Genomic DNA, 16,533 nt, shown 5'->3' on the forward strand with positions numbered 1-16,533 from the left:
TGCCACAATGTATGGTCCGGCCGTGCGTCGCAAGATGTTGGCAGAGTGACAAACGTGAGAGCTGCATCAATGTATTCGGCCTCGGTGTGGAGCCTCAGCTCCGGGCCAGCATGGGTATCCGCGCGCATCCAAGACTCGCTAGCTGCAAGACCTCAATGGGCCATCATGGCACCCAGTCCTGTGGTTGCGCCGGGCAGACCGTTCGTCCATCTCCTTCATCCTCTCGCAAACCTCGGCGGGAAACTGCCGGTTGTCGGAAGGCTGTCATCGTTCGACCCTCAGGGTTGATGGTTCATGCGAACCCGTTCCGGAAAGGCTCACGGGCAAGATCACCTCAGACGGCATGGGAAGCACTCCTCGGCTGGTAGGCATGTCCGCGGGCCAGCACCGCCCAGGCGATGCGGGCGAGCTTGTTGGCGAGCGCAATCACCAGCATGTTGCGATGCAGCCGCCGTCCCGCAGCCTCTATCCAGGGCCACAGGCCGAGCTTCGCTCCGTGGGGGCGGCGCACCAGAACAATGTGGGCTACCTGCACGAACAGCGTCCGCAGGTACTTGTTGCCGCGTTTGGAGATCTTGCCCAGGATGGTGCGGTCGCCGGTCGACTCCTGCTTGGGCACCAGCCCGAGCCAGGCGCCGAAGTCCCGCCCCTGCTTGAACCCGGCCCCGGTGCCGATCGCCGCCACCACGGCACTGGAGATGATCGGCCCGACACCTAGCACGCTCATTAGGCGTTGGCAGTGCTCGTCTTGGGCGGCCAGCGCCTCGATCTCGGCCGAGGCCGCGGCAATGCGCTCGTCGAGCTGACGCCAATCCTCAGCCAGATCGGCGATGAGATGAACGATGCGCAGCGACAGGGCATCAGAGGACGAAGCCAGGATGCCTGGCAGGGCCTGACGCAAGGGCGCAAGCCCCTGGCGTACGGTGATACCGCGCTCGAGCAGGAAGCCCCGGATCTGGTTGGTGACGCCCGTGCGCTTGCTGACCAGGCGCGAGCGCACGCGGTGCAGGGCAAGCAGATCCATCTGGTCCGGCGTCTTGATCGCCACGAACGACATGGTGGGCCGTTGCACCGCCTCTGCGATGGCTTCGGCATCACGGTAGTCATTCTTGTGCCCCTTGAGGAAGGGTTTGACGTATTGAGCAGGGATCAGGCGTACCTCGTGACCCAGTGCCTGGAGCAGGCGGCCGATGTGGTGAGCCCCGGCACAGGCCTCCATGCCGATCAGGCACGGCGGGATATTGGCCAGGCGCGGCGTGAGCTGGGCGCGGGAGAGCTTGATCCGCAGCACGATGGAACCGCGCTCATCCTGGCCGACGAGGTGAAAGCTGTTCTTGCCCAGATCGACACCGAGCGTGGCAATGGCGGAAGAGGAAGAAGACCGTGACATGGGACGTGCCCCTTGCGTGGCTTAAAGCCCCACAGCTTACGAACAAGCGGGGCAGGAGCACGGCCGGACCATCCCATTAGGTGCATCTCCAGTCTGGCGTCTGACGTCACCAGGACGTTTAGAACTTCTTCACCTCGATCTGCTGCCGGCGCAGAGCATAGCTGACTTGCCGCGGCGTGAGGCCGAGAATACGCGCCGCCTTGGCCTGAACCCAACCGGCCTTCTCCATTGCGTCGATTAGCCGGTCGCGTTCCGTAAGGCGCGAGCCCACTATCGGGCGAGCGAGACCGTCCGGTCCGCAAGCATCATCGGCCGGCACATCGCCCTCCGTAGCGCCAGTTCGCTTAACCGGCAACGGCAATCCAGCCGGCATAATGGTGCCGTGGGCGAGCTCGTTGATGGCTCTGCCGCCATTCCAACGGTTAGGTCCTTTCCAGATGAGTGAAGAAAGGCACTGGCTGTTCTGGCAGGCGAAATCCGACGGAGTGATCGTCCTCGAATGCGCAAGTGTAGCCGTCCTTCTCACACAGTTCTCCAGTTCGCGGACGTTGCCAGGGAAGTAGCATTGCGAGACCAGGTCGAGCGCCGACGCCGCGAAGGCGAGCTCGCGATGATTCTCCCTGTTGAACCGGTCGAGGAAGGCTCTCGCGAGGCGTGGAATATCGCCGGGGCGCTCTCGAAGCGGTGGTAGGACAATCGGCACCACATTAATTCGGTAATAGAGGTCGGCCCTAAACTCCCCGTTCACGACAGCTGTCTCAAGGTCCTTATTGGTGGCGCATATGAGCCGGACGTCGACCTTTAGCGTCCTGGTGCCGCCGACTCGCTCCAACTCACCTTCCTGCAAGACGCGCAACAGCTTGGCTTGAAAGGCAGGCGAAATCTCGCCGATTTCATCAAGAAGCAGGGTTCCACCGTTCGCTAACTCGAAACGGCCGGCGCGTTGCGAGATAGCCCCGGTGAAGGCACCTTTTTCATGCCCGAATAGCTCCGATTCCAGAATAGTTTCAGGCAGTGCAGCGCAGTTCAATTTGACGAAAGCCTTATTCGCCCGCGGTGAAAGCTTATGGATGGCCTGTGCGAAGAATTCCTTCCCGGTGCCGCTTTCACCCCGCAGAAGCACACTGGTATTCGTCTGTGCTACTACCGAAACGGTTTCGAGCACCTGCTTGACTGCGGGACTTTCACCGATAATCCAGTCGAGTTTGGCACGATGAAGCCGGGCGGGCACGGTCCTTTCCTTGTCGAGTGCTTTCTCTGGTGTTCGTGTCTCTCCGGTAAGCCGCTGCCCATCCATGCTCAGGGTGCGATGGAGTCGGATGGTCCGCCCGATTAGGTTGGCGACCATGGTCAAGAAGCCTACTTCCTCGTCATCACGGACGCTGGTGGTGCCATCCGCGACGCGGTCGATCGACAATGTCCCAAGGATCTTGTGCTCAGCCTTTATCGGAACGCCGATGAAGGTAATTGCAAGGGGCTCCCCGCTTGAAGACGATTGAAAGTCGACCTGAAATAGTTCGGACTTGCGGACATCCTGGATGACGAGCGGCGTCCCCGTAGCGACGATTTCGTTGACTACAGCCTGCGGTATGACGTAACGAGTGCCTGATTGAAGCGAGTGGGTATTGCCAGCAGTAGCGGCAATCTCTGTCTCTCCTTCAGCATCCACGACGAGGATTGCTCCGTGACGCATTCGTAGAAACGAGGGGAGGATTCCCACGACATTGGCGAGCGTGATCTCCAGCCGGTTTGGGGCAGTTAGGACCTCCGATATCTCGTAGATTCCCGTGAGCAATTGATCTGCTTTGTACATGGCTTTGATCGTTGGTTCAGGCCGGGTGTTCCGCGGTCCTACTTCATAGACCCGATCCCGCAGCATGTGGGTGATGGAAATCCTTCAGGGCTTATCTAGGATGGTCCCCCTAAGTACCATTTGGATTGTGAGTTACAAGAACATGATCTTCTGGCGCCCATCTTAGATTAGGAGACAGTTCTTATACGGGGAGAGCGCTCTTAGCAAATTTTTGCGCGGTGTTTCATCGCAATTGCGGGTGTCTCCCGGTTCACGCTCTTGAAACAATACGTACACCAGTCATCCGAACTTGAAGAGGACGCCGAAGCCGCCACGCGGATAATTCCACGTAATTTCACCGCTGGCCTCGCAGAGTATCCGGCAGGTGCCGCACTCCATACAACCGTCGGCGGCAATCTCCACTTGGCCCCTGTCGTTCAACTCATAGCATTTGGCCGGGCAGACGCGGGTGAGCGCCAGTAGGGTCGCGCTAGGCCTCTCGTGCGGTCTCACTTTGATATGGGGGCGCCCTGAGTCAACCAGATAACGGTTCTGATAAAGCTTGTCCTCGACGCGTAACTTCGTCACTATAGTCGTCATCTCGTCTCTCCGTCAACGCCAGGCGAATGCTAGGCGGACTGCGTCGCTGACCAGACCCCAGCGCGACCGTGCCCTGATGAAGTCAGCAATAGTCGCCCTTTCCTTCTCGAGTTTCGGGGTGCCATCGACCCGCATGAAGTTCTGTGCGGCCTTCGACATCAGCTGTGGGTAGGTCATGAAGAAATTGCGGGAATTGGTATGGAGCAGAGCTGGCATGTCTTTGTATTTGATTAGGTCTTTGACTACGAAGGACTCGTCCAGCATAGTTTTGTAGAGGGCAAGATTCTGCTTGGTCATTGGATCCATGCGGCTTTTGAGTTGGACGATTGCCTCGCCGGCGATGCGGCCGGAGGTCATGGCAAGGTTCGAGCCCTCGCGGTGAACGGCGTTATTCAATTGCGCGGCATCGCCTACTACCACCCAACCATCGCCGAAGAGCTGCGGAATCGCCTTGTAGCCGCCTTCGGGAATGAGATGCGCGGCATATTCCTTGACCTCCGAGCCCTCGATCAGCGGCCGGATGGAAGGGTGGTTTCTGAAAGCATCGAGGAGGACGTAAGGACTCTCCATGGTCGAGGTAAAAGCGGAGACGAGGCAGCCGATGCCGAGTGAGACCGATTCCTTGTTGGTGTAGAGGAAGGCGAGCCCGGCCATGCTGCGGGAGATCGTCCCCGCCGCCTCAATCACGCAGCCTTCATCGGCCTTGAGGCCAAACCGCTGCTCAATGACCTCTTCGGGCAGAAAATGCATTTCCTTGACGGCAAGCGCCACGGTTTCCGGCTTCGGGCTCTCGCGAAGGCCAGCCCGCGTGCCAAGCAGTCCGTTAACACCTTCTGCTAGCACGATGACGTCCGCAAAGACCACTCCGCCAGCGCGGTCAGTGCAGACACCGATTACCTTACCCTTGGTATCGCGGACGAGTTCCGTCACCGTCGTCTCGCACAGAACCGTCGCGCCGGCCTCGCGTACCTTGCGCGAAAACCACTTGTCGAACTGGGTGCGGATAATCGTATAGCGGTTAGGCTTGACCTCGTTGAAGTCTTCTGATCGATAGTGCACTCCGGTGTGGGACGTGTCGTCCATTATCCAGAAGCGCTGCTCGACCAGATGTCGCTCGAGGGGGGCATCATCTCGAAAATTCGGGATGATTTTCTCCAGCATGTCCGCATACATGATGGCACCCTGAACATTCTTGGAGCCCGGATACTCACCGCGCTCCAACTGCAGCACCTTCAATCCCTGACTTGCCATCGTGTAAGCTGCTGCGTTGCCGGACATGCCGGCCCCGATGACAATGGCGTCGAATTTTTGCTCGGTCATGACCGCGTCCATTAGCTCGCAAGATTGCCGCGATTGTGCGGCGACAGCCGCTCGGTGAAGGCGTCCGTCAATACCGGCAGGAAGCGAAGCGCATCGGTGAGGACCCCGACATGGGCGAAATCGAAGATTGGGGCGTTCGGGTCGGTGTTGATGGCCACGATCAGATCGGCCCCCTCGACACCCACCCGATGCTGGATGGCACCGGAAATCCCGGCCGCTATGTAAAGCTTTGGCCGAATAGTCTTGCCGGTTTGGCCGATCTGCCGATCAGCGGGCATCCAGCCCTTCTGTACCAGCGGGCGCGAGCAGCCATATTCGGCACCGATCGCCCGCGCGAGATTTTTCACAAGCTGCAGGTTCTCCGCCGAGCCGAGACCGAGGCCACCGGCAACCACGACGTTGGCATAGGCAAGCTTTGCCGTTGTCGACTGGCCATCGGACAGGAAGCCGAGGACTTTGGTAACGATTTCTTCCTCGGCCATCGACAGGGTGTGCTTGATGATACGCCCGACCGGCTTGTCCACCCGCTGCGGCATGACCATTACCCTCGGTCGCACCGTTGCCATCTGCGGTCGGTAGTTGAGCGTGTAGATCGTGCATAACAAAGAACCACCGAAAGTTGGTCGCGTTGCGGCCAGCGAACCGTCTGTATCCACATCGAGTTCCGTGCAGTCGGCCGTGAGTCCTGTCAGCAAGGTCGTCGCCACAGAGCCGGCAAGATCCCTGCCAAGCGTGGTCGCCCCAAGGAGCAGGATCTCGGGTTTGTAGGTATTGACCAGATCCGCCATCGCCTTGGTAAAAGGCTCGTTCCGGTAGTCGGCCAGCAGCGGCGCCTCTACGACGTAGACAAGGTCAGCATTGTAAGCGAAAGCTTCGGCAACGGCATGCTTGGTGGCCTCTCCCGGCGGCCCGAGCACGACACCCGCGAGCTGGGCGCCGAGCTTGTCAGCGAGTTTGCGACCTGCGCCGAGCAGTTCGAAGGAGACAGGATGGATCTGCCCACGCTCCCGCTCGATGAAGACCCAGACGTGCCGGTAATCCTTGAAATGCTCGGGCAGTTCCTTCTTCATGCCAGCGCGGCCGGCGGCGGGAGGAGGGGTTTCTCGCTTCGCAGTCGACATCGTCTGCTCCTTGGCGTCACACGCCGTCGCGGAAGGTCAGTTCGTGTTCCAGCGCTGGCTGGCGGGTCAGGATCGTAGCGGCCAGTTCGTTGGCAAGGTCGCGCAGCGTCTTGTCGGTGGTGTCGATTTGCATTGCCTTTTCTGCCCGCGAGGGAGGGGCGAAAACGCGCTTGACGACCGTCGGAGAGCCGCGCAGGCCACATTTAGTGAGGTCCTCGATCCCGGCGTCAGCCGCACTCCACTTCACGACCTGGCTGCGCGCAGCGCGCAGAGCGTCGGCGAGAGAGCCGCGGCGGATCTCATTGGTGCCCTCCAGCATCGTGATGAGGCAAGGCAGCCTGCTCTTCAGCATTTGCGTGCCGCCTTCCGAGCGGCGCTCCACCGCGATCTCGCGCGCGAGGGGATCAACAGAAGCGATCTTCGCGACATAGGTGAGCTGGAGCAGGTCCAGGCGTTTTGCGATTCCGGGCCCGACTTGGGCGGTGTCGCCGTCTATAGTCTGCTTGCCAGTGAAGACGATGTCTGGGGTACCAAAAGCCTGGCCAACCCTCACGATTGCTTGGGAGAGAGCAAAGGATGTCGCCAGCGTGTCGGAGCCGGCAAAAAACCGATCGGTCAAGAGCACCGCGCGGTCAGCCCCGTAGGTGAGCGCTTTGCGCAGCGCATCCTCTGCCATGGGTGGCCCCATGGTGAGCACAGTGACCTCACCGCCATGGGTGTCGCGCAATCTAAGTGCCTCTTCAAGGGCGAACAGGTCATAAGGGTTAATGATCGTCGGCACACCCTGACGCATGATCGTGTTTGTCACCGGATGGACGCGTATCTGCGCCGAGTCCGGTACTTGCTTAATACAGACTACGATGTGCATGGCGGTCTCGCTAGGCTACTATCCGGATGCGGGCTTGTGGGTTCATTTCCTTACCTAGTCCTTACCTAGCATCATTCGTACCAGTCATGGTGCCTTCCTCTATGTCTTTGAAATCACATTTCTTTCTTCTAAATATGCCATCGTGATGACTTAACTTGTCAGCTTCTCGACATTGTCTCATTGAAATCGTGTCGCCTTCATATCTTTCCGAACAGCGTCGAGACGGAATCGAGTGGGATGAAGGTGCGGCTCCGAGCGGTAGGTTTGTCCGGATCGTGATCTCGAAGCACTTTAAAGACTCGGTGCTTGAGCGGTGAGGAACTCGCGAAGTCCTCGTAGGCGCGTTCCAATATGGCGCACACCCGCGCCGCGATCACCTGGTCGGGAACTTTAGAGAAGTCCTCTGCGGCGAGGTATTGCCCCATACGCTTCATAATATGGAACCTTGAGACTTTGAGCACCTTCGGATCATAGGAGACGCCAAGGACCGCGAAGAACTCCTCCGCATTCGACAGATCCTCGAGTTGCGCGAGAACATCGATGTGACGGATTTTAGCGGGACCGATGCTCATTGCATTCTCTCCTGATCGACAATGGTGGGCTCGGGCGATTTTGTGGTAAGTTGACGTTGCAACTGCGAAAGCCTCAGTTCGGGGAGCGAGACAGGGTTGACGAGCCAGGACATCGCGTCTCCGGCCGGTCGGCAAGTAACAATGCGGCTGGGTATGTCAACCGCCGTCAGTTGACGCAGGACCTACTCGGTGACCGCTGCATTGAGTTCACAGGGGCCGAACAGCGCTCTCCTGGCGCACAGGATATGACGACCAGTGTCACACTGTCGGAGGAGGCCACATAACGGCCGACTCCGGCGCTCTTGCCGACGACGGCACGGGTGCCATGAACGATCAGGCAGCGCTGGCCGACCATTGCGTCCGGATGGAAGTCGACATTCGTCATGAGACGGAGCGCCCAGATCGGCAAGCACGCTGGGGAGCCCTGCCGCCACAACTCATTAGTGATCCGGTGCCGGATGCTCACGTGAACTCCGGGATAAATGAGCATAATTTTGAGCTTGCCGCACACGGGGCGAGGTCGTGCGCCTTCACGCAGGCGATTTCCTCACGGAGCATGGCCGTCAAGGACGAGGGAACGGCTTTTACGTCGCGTCGCTCGGCTGCTATGCCGGAAGGAGTGGTGGTGAGGATAAATGACATCCCTGGCCTCAACCGATTTCCCCGGTTCCGCCGGCAACCTCGCTGCACAGGCTGTCGAAGAGCTCGACCAGCTCAGCTGCAGTGAGGGCCCATTTTGTCCTGGCCGCCGGATTCATAGGTGAAAACAACGCCCCCGACGAGCGGCTTGCTGGCTGCTGTCGGCCGGCGGGCGGCCCGCACAACATGGGCGTCGAGTCCAGACGACGCTGCAAGCTTGAGGCCTATGCTCGTGCCGTCGGGGACGGCTGTCGCGGCGGCCACCTCATCCAGCGCCACATCGCCGACGCTCACGGCTTTCTCGATGACTCGGGCGAGATGGTAGCGGTCGGTAGGCAATGCATCTTCGCCCCCGCCGCGACGAAGAAGCTAGGGGCGGCGGCCCGCGCGGCCAAGCACTCGGTGACCTGAAGCGGTTCTCCCTGATAAAGCCTGAGCTTGGCGATCAGCCGGATTTTCGGGGCAGGCACCGATCGAGTAACGGCGCCGACACCGCGCTCGTGAGCCGGGTCGAAATCCTGCGATGTCATCCGCTACCTCCTGTGAGTCCAACGGTGAAACGCACCGCGAATTGCCTCGGTCTCGTCTGCGTCCATGGCCCTGCCGGTGTCGATCTCGGTGACGCCGGCCGTCGGGAGTGACCCGGCCATTTTCAGCTTCTCTGCCATCGTGAAGCTAACGTCGGGTGGATGCTCGTCATCGCGCAGGGGCATATCGTCTGAGAAAGACCGGACATCTCATGACCTGCTATCGGCTCTTCTACACCTCCGGCCTAGACCGGATCAAAGTTCCTTGAAACTTCGTCTCTACGTCCCCCGAACGGCGAAAGATCACGCAACTTCTCCACGATTCCGGGCATTACCTCCAGTACCCGGTCGACATCGTCCTCGCTGTTGTCGCGCGAGAAGGAGAAGCGGATTGCACCGTGTGCCGCGGTAAAGGGGACGTTCATCGCCCTGAGGACATGGCTCGGCTCCAGCGAGCCAGACGAGCAGGCTGAGCCTGAGGAGCAGGCAATACCTTCGCGACTGAGGAGAAGTAGTATGCCCTCTCCTTCGATATACTCGAAGGCGATGTTTGCAGTATTCGGCAGCCGCTCCAGCAGGTCGCCGTTAACGAAAGCGTTTGGGATGCGCTGGAGAAGTCCTTTCTCCAGACGGTCGCGGAGCGACTTTACCCGTGTGTTCTGATCGTCCATAAATTTCAAGGCGAGTTCGGCCGCCTTGCCAAACCCGACTATGCCGGCAGTGTTCTCAGTGCCCGCACGCCGGTCGCGTTCCTGGTGTCCTCCTTTCACTAGTGAGCGGAAGCGCACACCCCGCCTGACATAAAGTGCGCCAATCCCTTTTGGACCGTGCACCTTGTGGCCGGACAGCGACAACATATCAATTGCGACAGACTTCACGTCCATCGGGAGCTTGCCGACCGCCTGCACCGCGTCGGTATGAAAAAGCGCGCCAACTTCCTTAGCTAAATCAGCAAGCTCGGCCACGGGGAAGATAGTACCGGTTTCGTTGTTCGCCCACATGATCGAGACGATTGCCACATGCGGGGTGAGAGCGGCCCGGTAGGCATCAAGGTCTAGCCTGCCATGGCGATCCACTGGGATAGTGTGCACCTTGATGCCACGCGTCTTCTCAAGATGCGCACATAGCGTCAGCACGGCTGGGTGTTCGACCGCGGAGGTCACGATCTCCGTGCGGTGAGGCATCACCTCAAGCGCCGAAAGAATCGCTGCATTGTCACTTTCCGTCCCACCTGAGGTGAAGGTGATCTCATGGTCAAACTCCGCACCGATCAGCGCTTGCAATTGCAGGCGTGCCTTCTTCACCGCCGCACCCACGGAGGCACCGAAATCGTGTATCGACGAAGGATTGCCGAATTGATCCGTAAATAACGGTAGCATCGCTTGGACGACTTCAGGATCGACTCGGGTCGTCGCGTTATTGTCGAGATAGATAGGCCTCATGGGTGGGATCCCCTGCTGACAGGAATGACGCAAAGCGCGAGCCCAGTCGCCTCATGAAGTTTCTGGCGCATGCTGTTGATAGTAGCCGAGGCGATCTGACAGTCGGCGCATCGGCCGGAGAGTCGGACGTAGACCTGGTCGCCGTCGACATCCACAAGCTCGCAATCCCCGCCGTCGGCCTTCAGGTGAGAGCGCACGCCCTCGACAGCGTCTTCTATCAAGCGAATTCGCTGCAGAGGCGTCAATCGATGGCTGGCAGCTCCCGGTTTCGCTGGAAAGCGAGCTGTTCTGAGTGGCGATATTCTCGGCGTCTTACCGGATGCGACCACCGGTTCCGATTGTGTGCTCGCCCTCGCCTCGTTGTTGAGTGCGCGGATATCCGTCGCGCCAACAACATAAGCCTGTTCTGCCGTAATGAGGCCTTCAGCCGCCATCGCTGCATTGATTCGGACAAGCACTTCCTCAACGGATTCTAAGCACGTGCTGCAGCCGCCACCCGCCTTTGTGTAGTGAGAGATCTGCTCGATGGTGGTGAGCCTGTTGATGCGGACGGCCCGTTCAATTATCGTTTCGTCGACACCGAAGCATTTGCAAACCAGCGCGCTTTCGTCATGGTCATTGACCCATTGCTCGCCACGAAAATTACTGATTGCAGCCTGCAGTGCCTCGTAACCCATCACTGAGCAATGCATCTTCTCCAGCGGAAGGCCACCGAGAAAGTCAACTATGTCCTGATTAGTGATCCGGAGCACTTCGTCGACGGTTTTTCCGATGATGAGTTCGGTGAGCGCCGACGAGGAGGCAATCGCGGAGCCGCAGCCGAACGTCTGAAATTTCGCGTCAGTGATCGTCTCCGTCAGTGGATCAATGTGGATCATCAACCTAAGCGCATCGCCGCAAGAGATGGCGCCAGCCTCGCCGACAGCATTGGCTGTTTCCAGAACGCCGGCATTCCTTGGGTTGAAGAAGTGTTCCTTCACCTGGTCACTGTAGTCCCACATGACCCTACTCCCTGTTTCACGCGATCAGCCAAAGGATTTACCGCAGCCGCACTTCTCTCGTGCGTTGGGATTGTCGAAGACAAAGCCGGAGGAATCGAGTTCCGTGATGAAATCGACGATCATGCCGGCCACAAGGGGTTGGGAGCGTACGTCGATGAAAACCTTGATCCCATCTCTTTCGATGATCGCATCGCCCTCGTGCACGACACTGTCCAGGCCCATTAGGTATTTGAAGCCGGCGCAGCCGCCGGCTTGAACCATGATGCGCAAGCCCTCGACCGGTTCGGCGGATCGATGAAGCGCAGTCCTCACAGCGGCGACAGCATTGTCGGTGAGCGTGATCATTGGACGTCCTCTCCTCACTCTGCGACGCATTTGCGGGGAACCATGCATGTCCTGTGCCAGAAAGGAAAATGCATTCCAGAACAATGTGTTGGCTGCAACACTGCCATGTCGCCTGTCGGACATTGTCGAATATCGGACCACACTCAGCGCGGTTGGATCCCGGTGAGTTGCATTGCTGCCGTGGAGCAATCTTGTCGGCCGCTCCGGGGGAGGCGCCAAGCCGTCGACATTTCCTGTCAGGTTTGTCGCATTCGCGGCATGGTGATGTTCGGCCCGAGTTCCTGCCCGTCGCTCAAGCCGTTGACCAGGATGGAGAAATTACTTCTAGAGAGGGTGCGGCGCAGTTGGCATGAGTTTTGAAGCTCTCCCGTCCTAGGGCAGCTGGTAGCTACCGGTCGAAGTGCCACGGCTCGGTGAACCACTGGAAGGGAAGAAACATGTCAGGTCTGCGTCAAAACCGCGTTCGATCGGGAACAGGCATCCCTCGTGGGCTCCGAATGTCCTGTTGGTCCGATGAGCGACGACACTCACAATCACGCAGTATCGACGAACGGCCGATCGATTTGGAGACGAAATTCGACCAGCATGTGCTTGCCTGTGTCCTCTCTCTCGCGCTTGAAGAGATCAATGTCGGTGAGGCGACTGCGACAGAGGCTACGGGCCTCTCGCTTGCCGAGTTGCGTAATGTCCTGTGCCGCAACTTCCCCGCTGTCCCTGTCAACGCCTTCGCCTTAGAAGAGGAGAAAGACCGGGAACCGGATATCGAGGAAGGACTACTGCGCGACCTCCTGTTGGCGCATGCCAGACCGGGCAGCCGGGTAAGCGCCCGCTTCGCCAAGATCATCGCCCGGCGGGCGCTGCGCAATGACCATCTCTGGCAGAACCTCGGCCTCTTTAACCGGGCTGAGCTCAGCCGTTTGCTTGCGACGCATTTCCCGATGTTGGCGGCAGGAAACGCCAAAAACATGAAATGGAAGAAGTACTTTTACCGCAGGCTCTGCGAGGCTGAAGGTTTCTCGACATGCCTCGCAACCAGTTGCCGGGAGTGCAAAGACTTCGACAACTGCTTCGGCTCAGAGGAAGGCGAAGGCCCGCTCATACGGTCCAAGGGCAGGCTCGGCTTGGATTAGGAGTGGCTTCCGTCAGCGGTGCATGGCCGCCGGATATTAACCACAACTAACTGAAGTCCACAGGCATTTTCCGCGGCGGCGTGTTTCGGAAGACGGGATATTCATCGCAGCCGAAACCGCGGGCGAGCACGCAACAAACGTTCCAGTCAAGTTCGCGTCGGGGGCGGAGACGGCCCAGACGATGCTCACATTAATCGACCACAGCTCAAAGGTAGTCGGGCCCGATCGGTCGTTGCAGTCGAGCTTCCTCCGCAAGCGCGCGGCCCGACGCTCAAACAGGCCAAGCAACGCAAGGCACCCACCACCAGAGCGATGCCCGAGGTCGTAAAGCCGCACGCAGGGATTCGAGAAGTTGCTGAACGATTGTACGGCGGCTCGCCTACCTTAGCAACTGAGAACTCAGTCAGAGGCACCTGTAGCTGAATAGAGGCCTGAAGTAACAGGTCGGCGCGATGTGCCCGCACACAGACGAGGGAGGTGGGCGTCATCAATTCTGCCATATTCCCCGTTGAGCAGGGCAGTGGCGTCTTCCACTCCAGTATCGAGATGCGCCACACCGCGCGCCACCAGCAGCCGAACTTCGCTGCTAGTTCAGCTGCAAGCGTCGACCCGTTCGAGATCGTTGCAGCGGACCAGAGGTCCGAGAACGCCTGTTCCAAGCCAACCTCAGCATTCGCGAGAGAGCCAATGAACGAAGCAAGGATTACTGAACTACTTGACCAGGAGGGGATCCGCGACTGCCTCTATTGGTACTGCCGTGGAATAGATCGCGCCGACGAGGCCACGCTGCGTAGCTCGTATTGGCCCGATCCCATGACAATCACGGTGCTCATTCTGGCTCCGCCATGGACTTGATCCAGTTTGCGATCGGTGCCTTCAAGACCAGACCGCGGAACGCCCACCAGATCGCGAACATCCTGATTGAGTTCATCGGCCCGGCAGCGGCTGCGGTCGAGAGCTATTTCACCGCGCTACAACGCGGACTGGACGAGGCCGGCGCCATACATCAAGTGCTTCTCTGCGGACGCTACTGCGACTTATTTCAGAAGAGGGCAGGGGAATGGCGGATTGCGGAACGTACTGTCGTCTACGATTGGGTCGAGGACCAGACCCCGCCAGCGGCCTCCGAGTCGGAGCGGTTCGGACCCCGGCGGCCAATCGGAGCATCGCATCCAGAAGACCTGATCTACGTGCTCAAGAAAGCCTGCACTTCTTCGGAGATATGAGAGTGTACTTCATATGAATGTAATGCTTGAACGCTATACTTCCTATAGTAACCGTGTATTTACGGCCTGTTATAACTTGAACCCTTTGCACTTGGAGGCGTTTTGCTCGTCCTGTCTGAGGAGGAGCCATGCTGACGGACGCACAATGGGCGATGCTGGAGCCTTTGGTGGAACAGTGCCGTCCGAAGGGCAAGACCCCACCGCGGGATCTGCGCCGGACACTGGATGCCACATTCTCTGGCGGCATGAGAATGGTGCTCAGTGGCGGGCGTTCCCCGCTGAACTGGGTCCATGGTGGCGGGCCGCTCAGACCTTCATCCGCTGGGCGCGCCTGGGCGTCTGGGAGCGTTTGCTCAACCTGGTGCAGGAGCGCGGCATCCAGCTTGGCATGACCTTCCTCGACGGCACCAGCGTGCGCGCGCACCAGAAGGCCGCGGGAGCGCGTCGACAAGGGGCTCTCAAGCTCAACGAGACGAGCGTGAAGCCCTTGGTCGCTCTCGTGGCGGCGATGGCACCAAGGCTTGCGTGATCGCCGATGGTCTCGGACGCGCTATCGCGTTTCGCCTTGCCCCGGGTCACGCGCACGAGCTGCCTGACGCCATTCCGCTGCTCGCCTCTCTGCCTGGGGACCGAACTGGGGCTGGCCGATCGTGGCTCTTCCAGTCACAGCTTCCGCGAGTACATCTGGAGCCTCGGTGCGAGACCAGCGATCCCGGCCAAGCCGAATGAGGCGCCGGTCGCCTGTCCGGACAGGGTTTACAACAATCGCAATGTTGTCGAGCGGCTCTGGGCCAGATTGAAAGAGTGGCGGGCTGTTGCAACGCGCTACGAGAAGACCGCCTCATCCTTCATGGGCGTGCTCTGCCTCGCCGCAGCAATCGACTGGCTCAAGAACTAACAGGCCGTAGTTCCGTCACCATTAATGATGATGGCCCACTGTGCCGGAGTGACGAACACTATTCGCCTCGGCACCGCCGTCTGCGTGCTGCCGCTTTATCAACCGCAGTGCCTTCTCTCCGAAATTGGCTTTGCCGATATTGTTTCGAGCGGCCGCCTTGAGCTCGGCGTCGGTTCTGAATACCAGCAGTTCGAGTTTGAGCGGTTTGGCGTCAATGTTGATGAAGCGCGAGCCGTATTCTTGGAATACTTGGACATCCCTCTCAAGGGTTTGCAGCAGAAGGTATTCGAGCACAATGGCAAATACGAGAAGTTACCTCTGGCGGCGATTTCGCTGCGCACTATCCAGAAGCCGACCTCGCCGATTTGAATCGCCACCGCGTCCGGGCGCAGCATGAGCCGGGCTTATCGTGAGGGACACCATCTATTCGTCACGGCATTCCACAACGGCTCGGAGAGCTTAAGCACCCTGCGAAAAATATCGAGGAAGCGGCGGCTTGCGAGGGAAAGAACATCACTGACTCCAAGATATCGCTTTTTCGCTGCTGCTATGCCAGCGATAATGACGCGGAGATCACGAGCTATCTCGATAACGCACGCTTCCAACGCCGACTGTCTGGAGCACGGCATCAGCGCCGCCAGCAGAATCAGGATGGTTATGTGCTGCAGGAAACGCCGGCGCAACAGGACATGTCCTTTGGGGTCATGCGCGCGAACCTGCCGATCGGAAGTGTGAACCGAGTGATCGATCGCCTTCTGGAAGAGATGGACATCCTAAAGCCCAGATTACAATTCCGACCCAGCTGGGAGATTTCAATCAGATGACTATGCTACAACAGATCAAACTCTGGGGAGATAAGATCATCCCCGCAGTCAATAAATCTATCGGACATGGGAGCACCTTTGCCACAGATTGAACTGAGAGACTGTTGAACAATTTTGTTGCTCGATGTAAGCTCGAGTTTGGCCAATCAGGCGGCATGGCGAAGTGCGTATAGCAAGCATCGCTGAAGCGCGCGTGAGGGTTTTGGCATTTTGCGCCGGCGCCGGGACGTGAGTAAACCCGTTTCGCGCCAGATGTTCTCCCGCACCGCAGCCAGAGTATCCGCAAACGTCGGATGAGACTTGCGGTACCAGCTGTCGGTCCAAACAGCCGTGCGGGTGCGCTGACCGAGTTGGGTCGCCAGAAGGGTTATGATCGAGAATAGGCCGAACAAGCAGGGCGTCGTGCGGGCGACAGCACGGCCCGACCATTGCCGCTGGGTCTCCACGCCCAGATGGGCGCGCGCCTCCTGGAAGGTGACCTCGAGCTGCCAGCGCAGGATGAACCAGCGGATGATCGGCAGCGGGTCGCGCTTCGGATCGGTGCACAGCAACGCCTGGGGCGAGAAGCGCCTGAGCGGATCGCGCAGCAGCACCCAGCGGATCGGCACGACGGGCTTTCCGCTATGGCACCACACCGCGGTCGCAGAGCAGAATTCGATCACACGGTCTCCGTCGCCATACCAGCCCGGCACTGTGACGCGGCGCCAGCGGGTGCTCGTCCGCTTCAGCACCTCAGACAGGGTCGGCATGCGAGCGCCTTTGGTGCGCGGCCGGCCCGCCGTCCCCGGCCGGCGCCATGGGGCCGGCTCGTAGAGAGCCGCATCGAGCCGCAGCCGCG

The 16,533-nt window shown here is 59.4% G+C and carries 13 protein-coding genes and 4 pseudogenes; 4 read left to right on the forward strand and 13 right to left on the reverse strand.

What is annotated here, in order from left to right; all coding sequences use genetic code 11:
- Positions 1-334: 334 nt before the first annotated feature.
- The 12 genes from NF876_RS31885 to NF876_RS31940 form a co-directional block, all read right to left on the reverse strand.
- Complete coding sequence (locus NF876_RS31885) at positions 335-1,390, reverse strand: IS110 family RNA-guided transposase (RefSeq protein ID WP_210806942.1); 1,056 nt, start codon at positions 1,388-1,390, stop codon at positions 335-337.
- Positions 1,391-1,508: 118 nt separating this feature from the next.
- Positions 1,509-3,203, reverse strand: a complete 1,695-nt coding sequence (nifA, locus tag NF876_RS31890) for a nif-specific transcriptional activator NifA (RefSeq protein WP_210806940.1) — start codon at positions 3,201-3,203, stop codon at positions 1,509-1,511.
- Positions 3,204-3,482: 279 nt separating this feature from the next.
- Entirely contained in the window at positions 3,483-3,782 is a 300-nt protein-coding gene (locus NF876_RS31895; RefSeq protein ID WP_114947317.1) for a ferredoxin family protein, read from the reverse strand.
- A 12-nt stretch (positions 3,783-3,794) separates the two neighbouring features.
- The gene (locus NF876_RS31900) at positions 3,795-5,102 is read right to left on the reverse strand and encodes an FAD-dependent oxidoreductase (protein WP_114947338.1); all 1,308 of its coding nucleotides are present in this window, start codon (positions 5,100-5,102) and stop codon (positions 3,795-3,797) included.
- A gap of 11 nt (positions 5,103-5,113) precedes the next feature.
- Positions 5,114-6,223: an electron transfer flavoprotein subunit alpha/FixB family protein gene (locus NF876_RS31905; protein WP_210806938.1), complete on the reverse strand. Its 1,110-nt coding sequence runs from the start codon at positions 6,221-6,223 to the stop codon at positions 5,114-5,116.
- A 16-nt stretch (positions 6,224-6,239) separates the two neighbouring features.
- Positions 6,240-7,091, reverse strand: coding sequence for an electron transfer flavoprotein subunit beta/FixA family protein (locus NF876_RS31910; protein WP_114947316.1), 852 nt, complete (start codon positions 7,089-7,091; stop codon positions 6,240-6,242).
- A gap of 197 nt (positions 7,092-7,288) precedes the next feature.
- The gene (gene nifW / locus NF876_RS31915) at positions 7,289-7,663 is read right to left on the reverse strand and encodes a nitrogenase stabilizing/protective protein NifW (protein ID WP_210806936.1); all 375 of its coding nucleotides are present in this window, start codon (positions 7,661-7,663) and stop codon (positions 7,289-7,291) included.
- A gap of 714 nt (positions 7,664-8,377) precedes the next feature.
- Positions 8,378-8,596, reverse strand: coding sequence for a hypothetical protein (locus NF876_RS31920; RefSeq protein WP_210806934.1), 219 nt, complete (start codon positions 8,594-8,596; stop codon positions 8,378-8,380).
- On the reverse strand, positions 8,593-8,832 hold the full coding sequence (locus NF876_RS31925; protein WP_210806932.1) for a hypothetical protein: 240 nt from the start codon (positions 8,830-8,832) through the stop codon (positions 8,593-8,595). Before NF876_RS31925 ends, NF876_RS31920 begins: the two co-directional genes overlap by 4 nt.
- 242 nt (positions 8,833-9,074) lie before the next feature.
- A complete protein-coding gene (nifS, locus tag NF876_RS31930) occupies positions 9,075-10,271 on the reverse strand; it encodes a cysteine desulfurase NifS (protein WP_210806930.1) in 1,197 nt (398 codons plus the stop codon).
- A complete protein-coding gene (nifU, locus tag NF876_RS31935; RefSeq protein WP_210806928.1) occupies positions 10,268-11,272 on the reverse strand; it encodes a Fe-S cluster assembly protein NifU in 1,005 nt (334 codons plus the stop codon). Before nifU ends, nifS begins: the two co-directional genes overlap by 4 nt.
- Before the next feature lie 24 nt (positions 11,273-11,296).
- Complete coding sequence (locus NF876_RS31940) at positions 11,297-11,617, reverse strand: iron-sulfur cluster assembly accessory protein (RefSeq protein ID WP_210806968.1); 321 nt, start codon at positions 11,615-11,617, stop codon at positions 11,297-11,299.
- A gap of 437 nt (positions 11,618-12,054) precedes the next feature.
- Between NF876_RS31940 and NF876_RS31945 the strand changes: the two genes are divergently transcribed.
- The 4 genes and pseudogenes from NF876_RS31945 to NF876_RS31960 all read left to right on the forward strand — a co-directional run.
- Positions 12,055-12,747, forward strand: coding sequence for a nitrogen fixation protein NifQ (locus NF876_RS31945; RefSeq protein ID WP_170316113.1), 693 nt, complete (start codon positions 12,055-12,057; stop codon positions 12,745-12,747).
- A gap of 687 nt (positions 12,748-13,434) precedes the next feature.
- A pseudogene (locus NF876_RS31950) lies at positions 13,435-13,973 on the forward strand (nuclear transport factor 2 family protein).
- Positions 13,974-14,101: 128 nt separating this feature from the next.
- Positions 14,102-14,871: pseudogene (locus NF876_RS31955) on the forward strand (IS5 family transposase).
- Between the two features lie 3 nt (positions 14,872-14,874).
- Positions 14,875-15,787 (forward strand): annotated as a pseudogene (locus NF876_RS31960) (LLM class flavin-dependent oxidoreductase); the annotation flags it as partial.
- A gap of 54 nt (positions 15,788-15,841) precedes the next feature.
- Here NF876_RS31960 and NF876_RS31965 read toward each other — a convergent pair.
- Positions 15,842-16,533 (reverse strand): annotated as a pseudogene (locus NF876_RS31965) (IS701 family transposase); the annotation flags it as partial.

The sequence above is a fragment of the Microvirga yunnanensis genome (assembly GCF_025460875.1).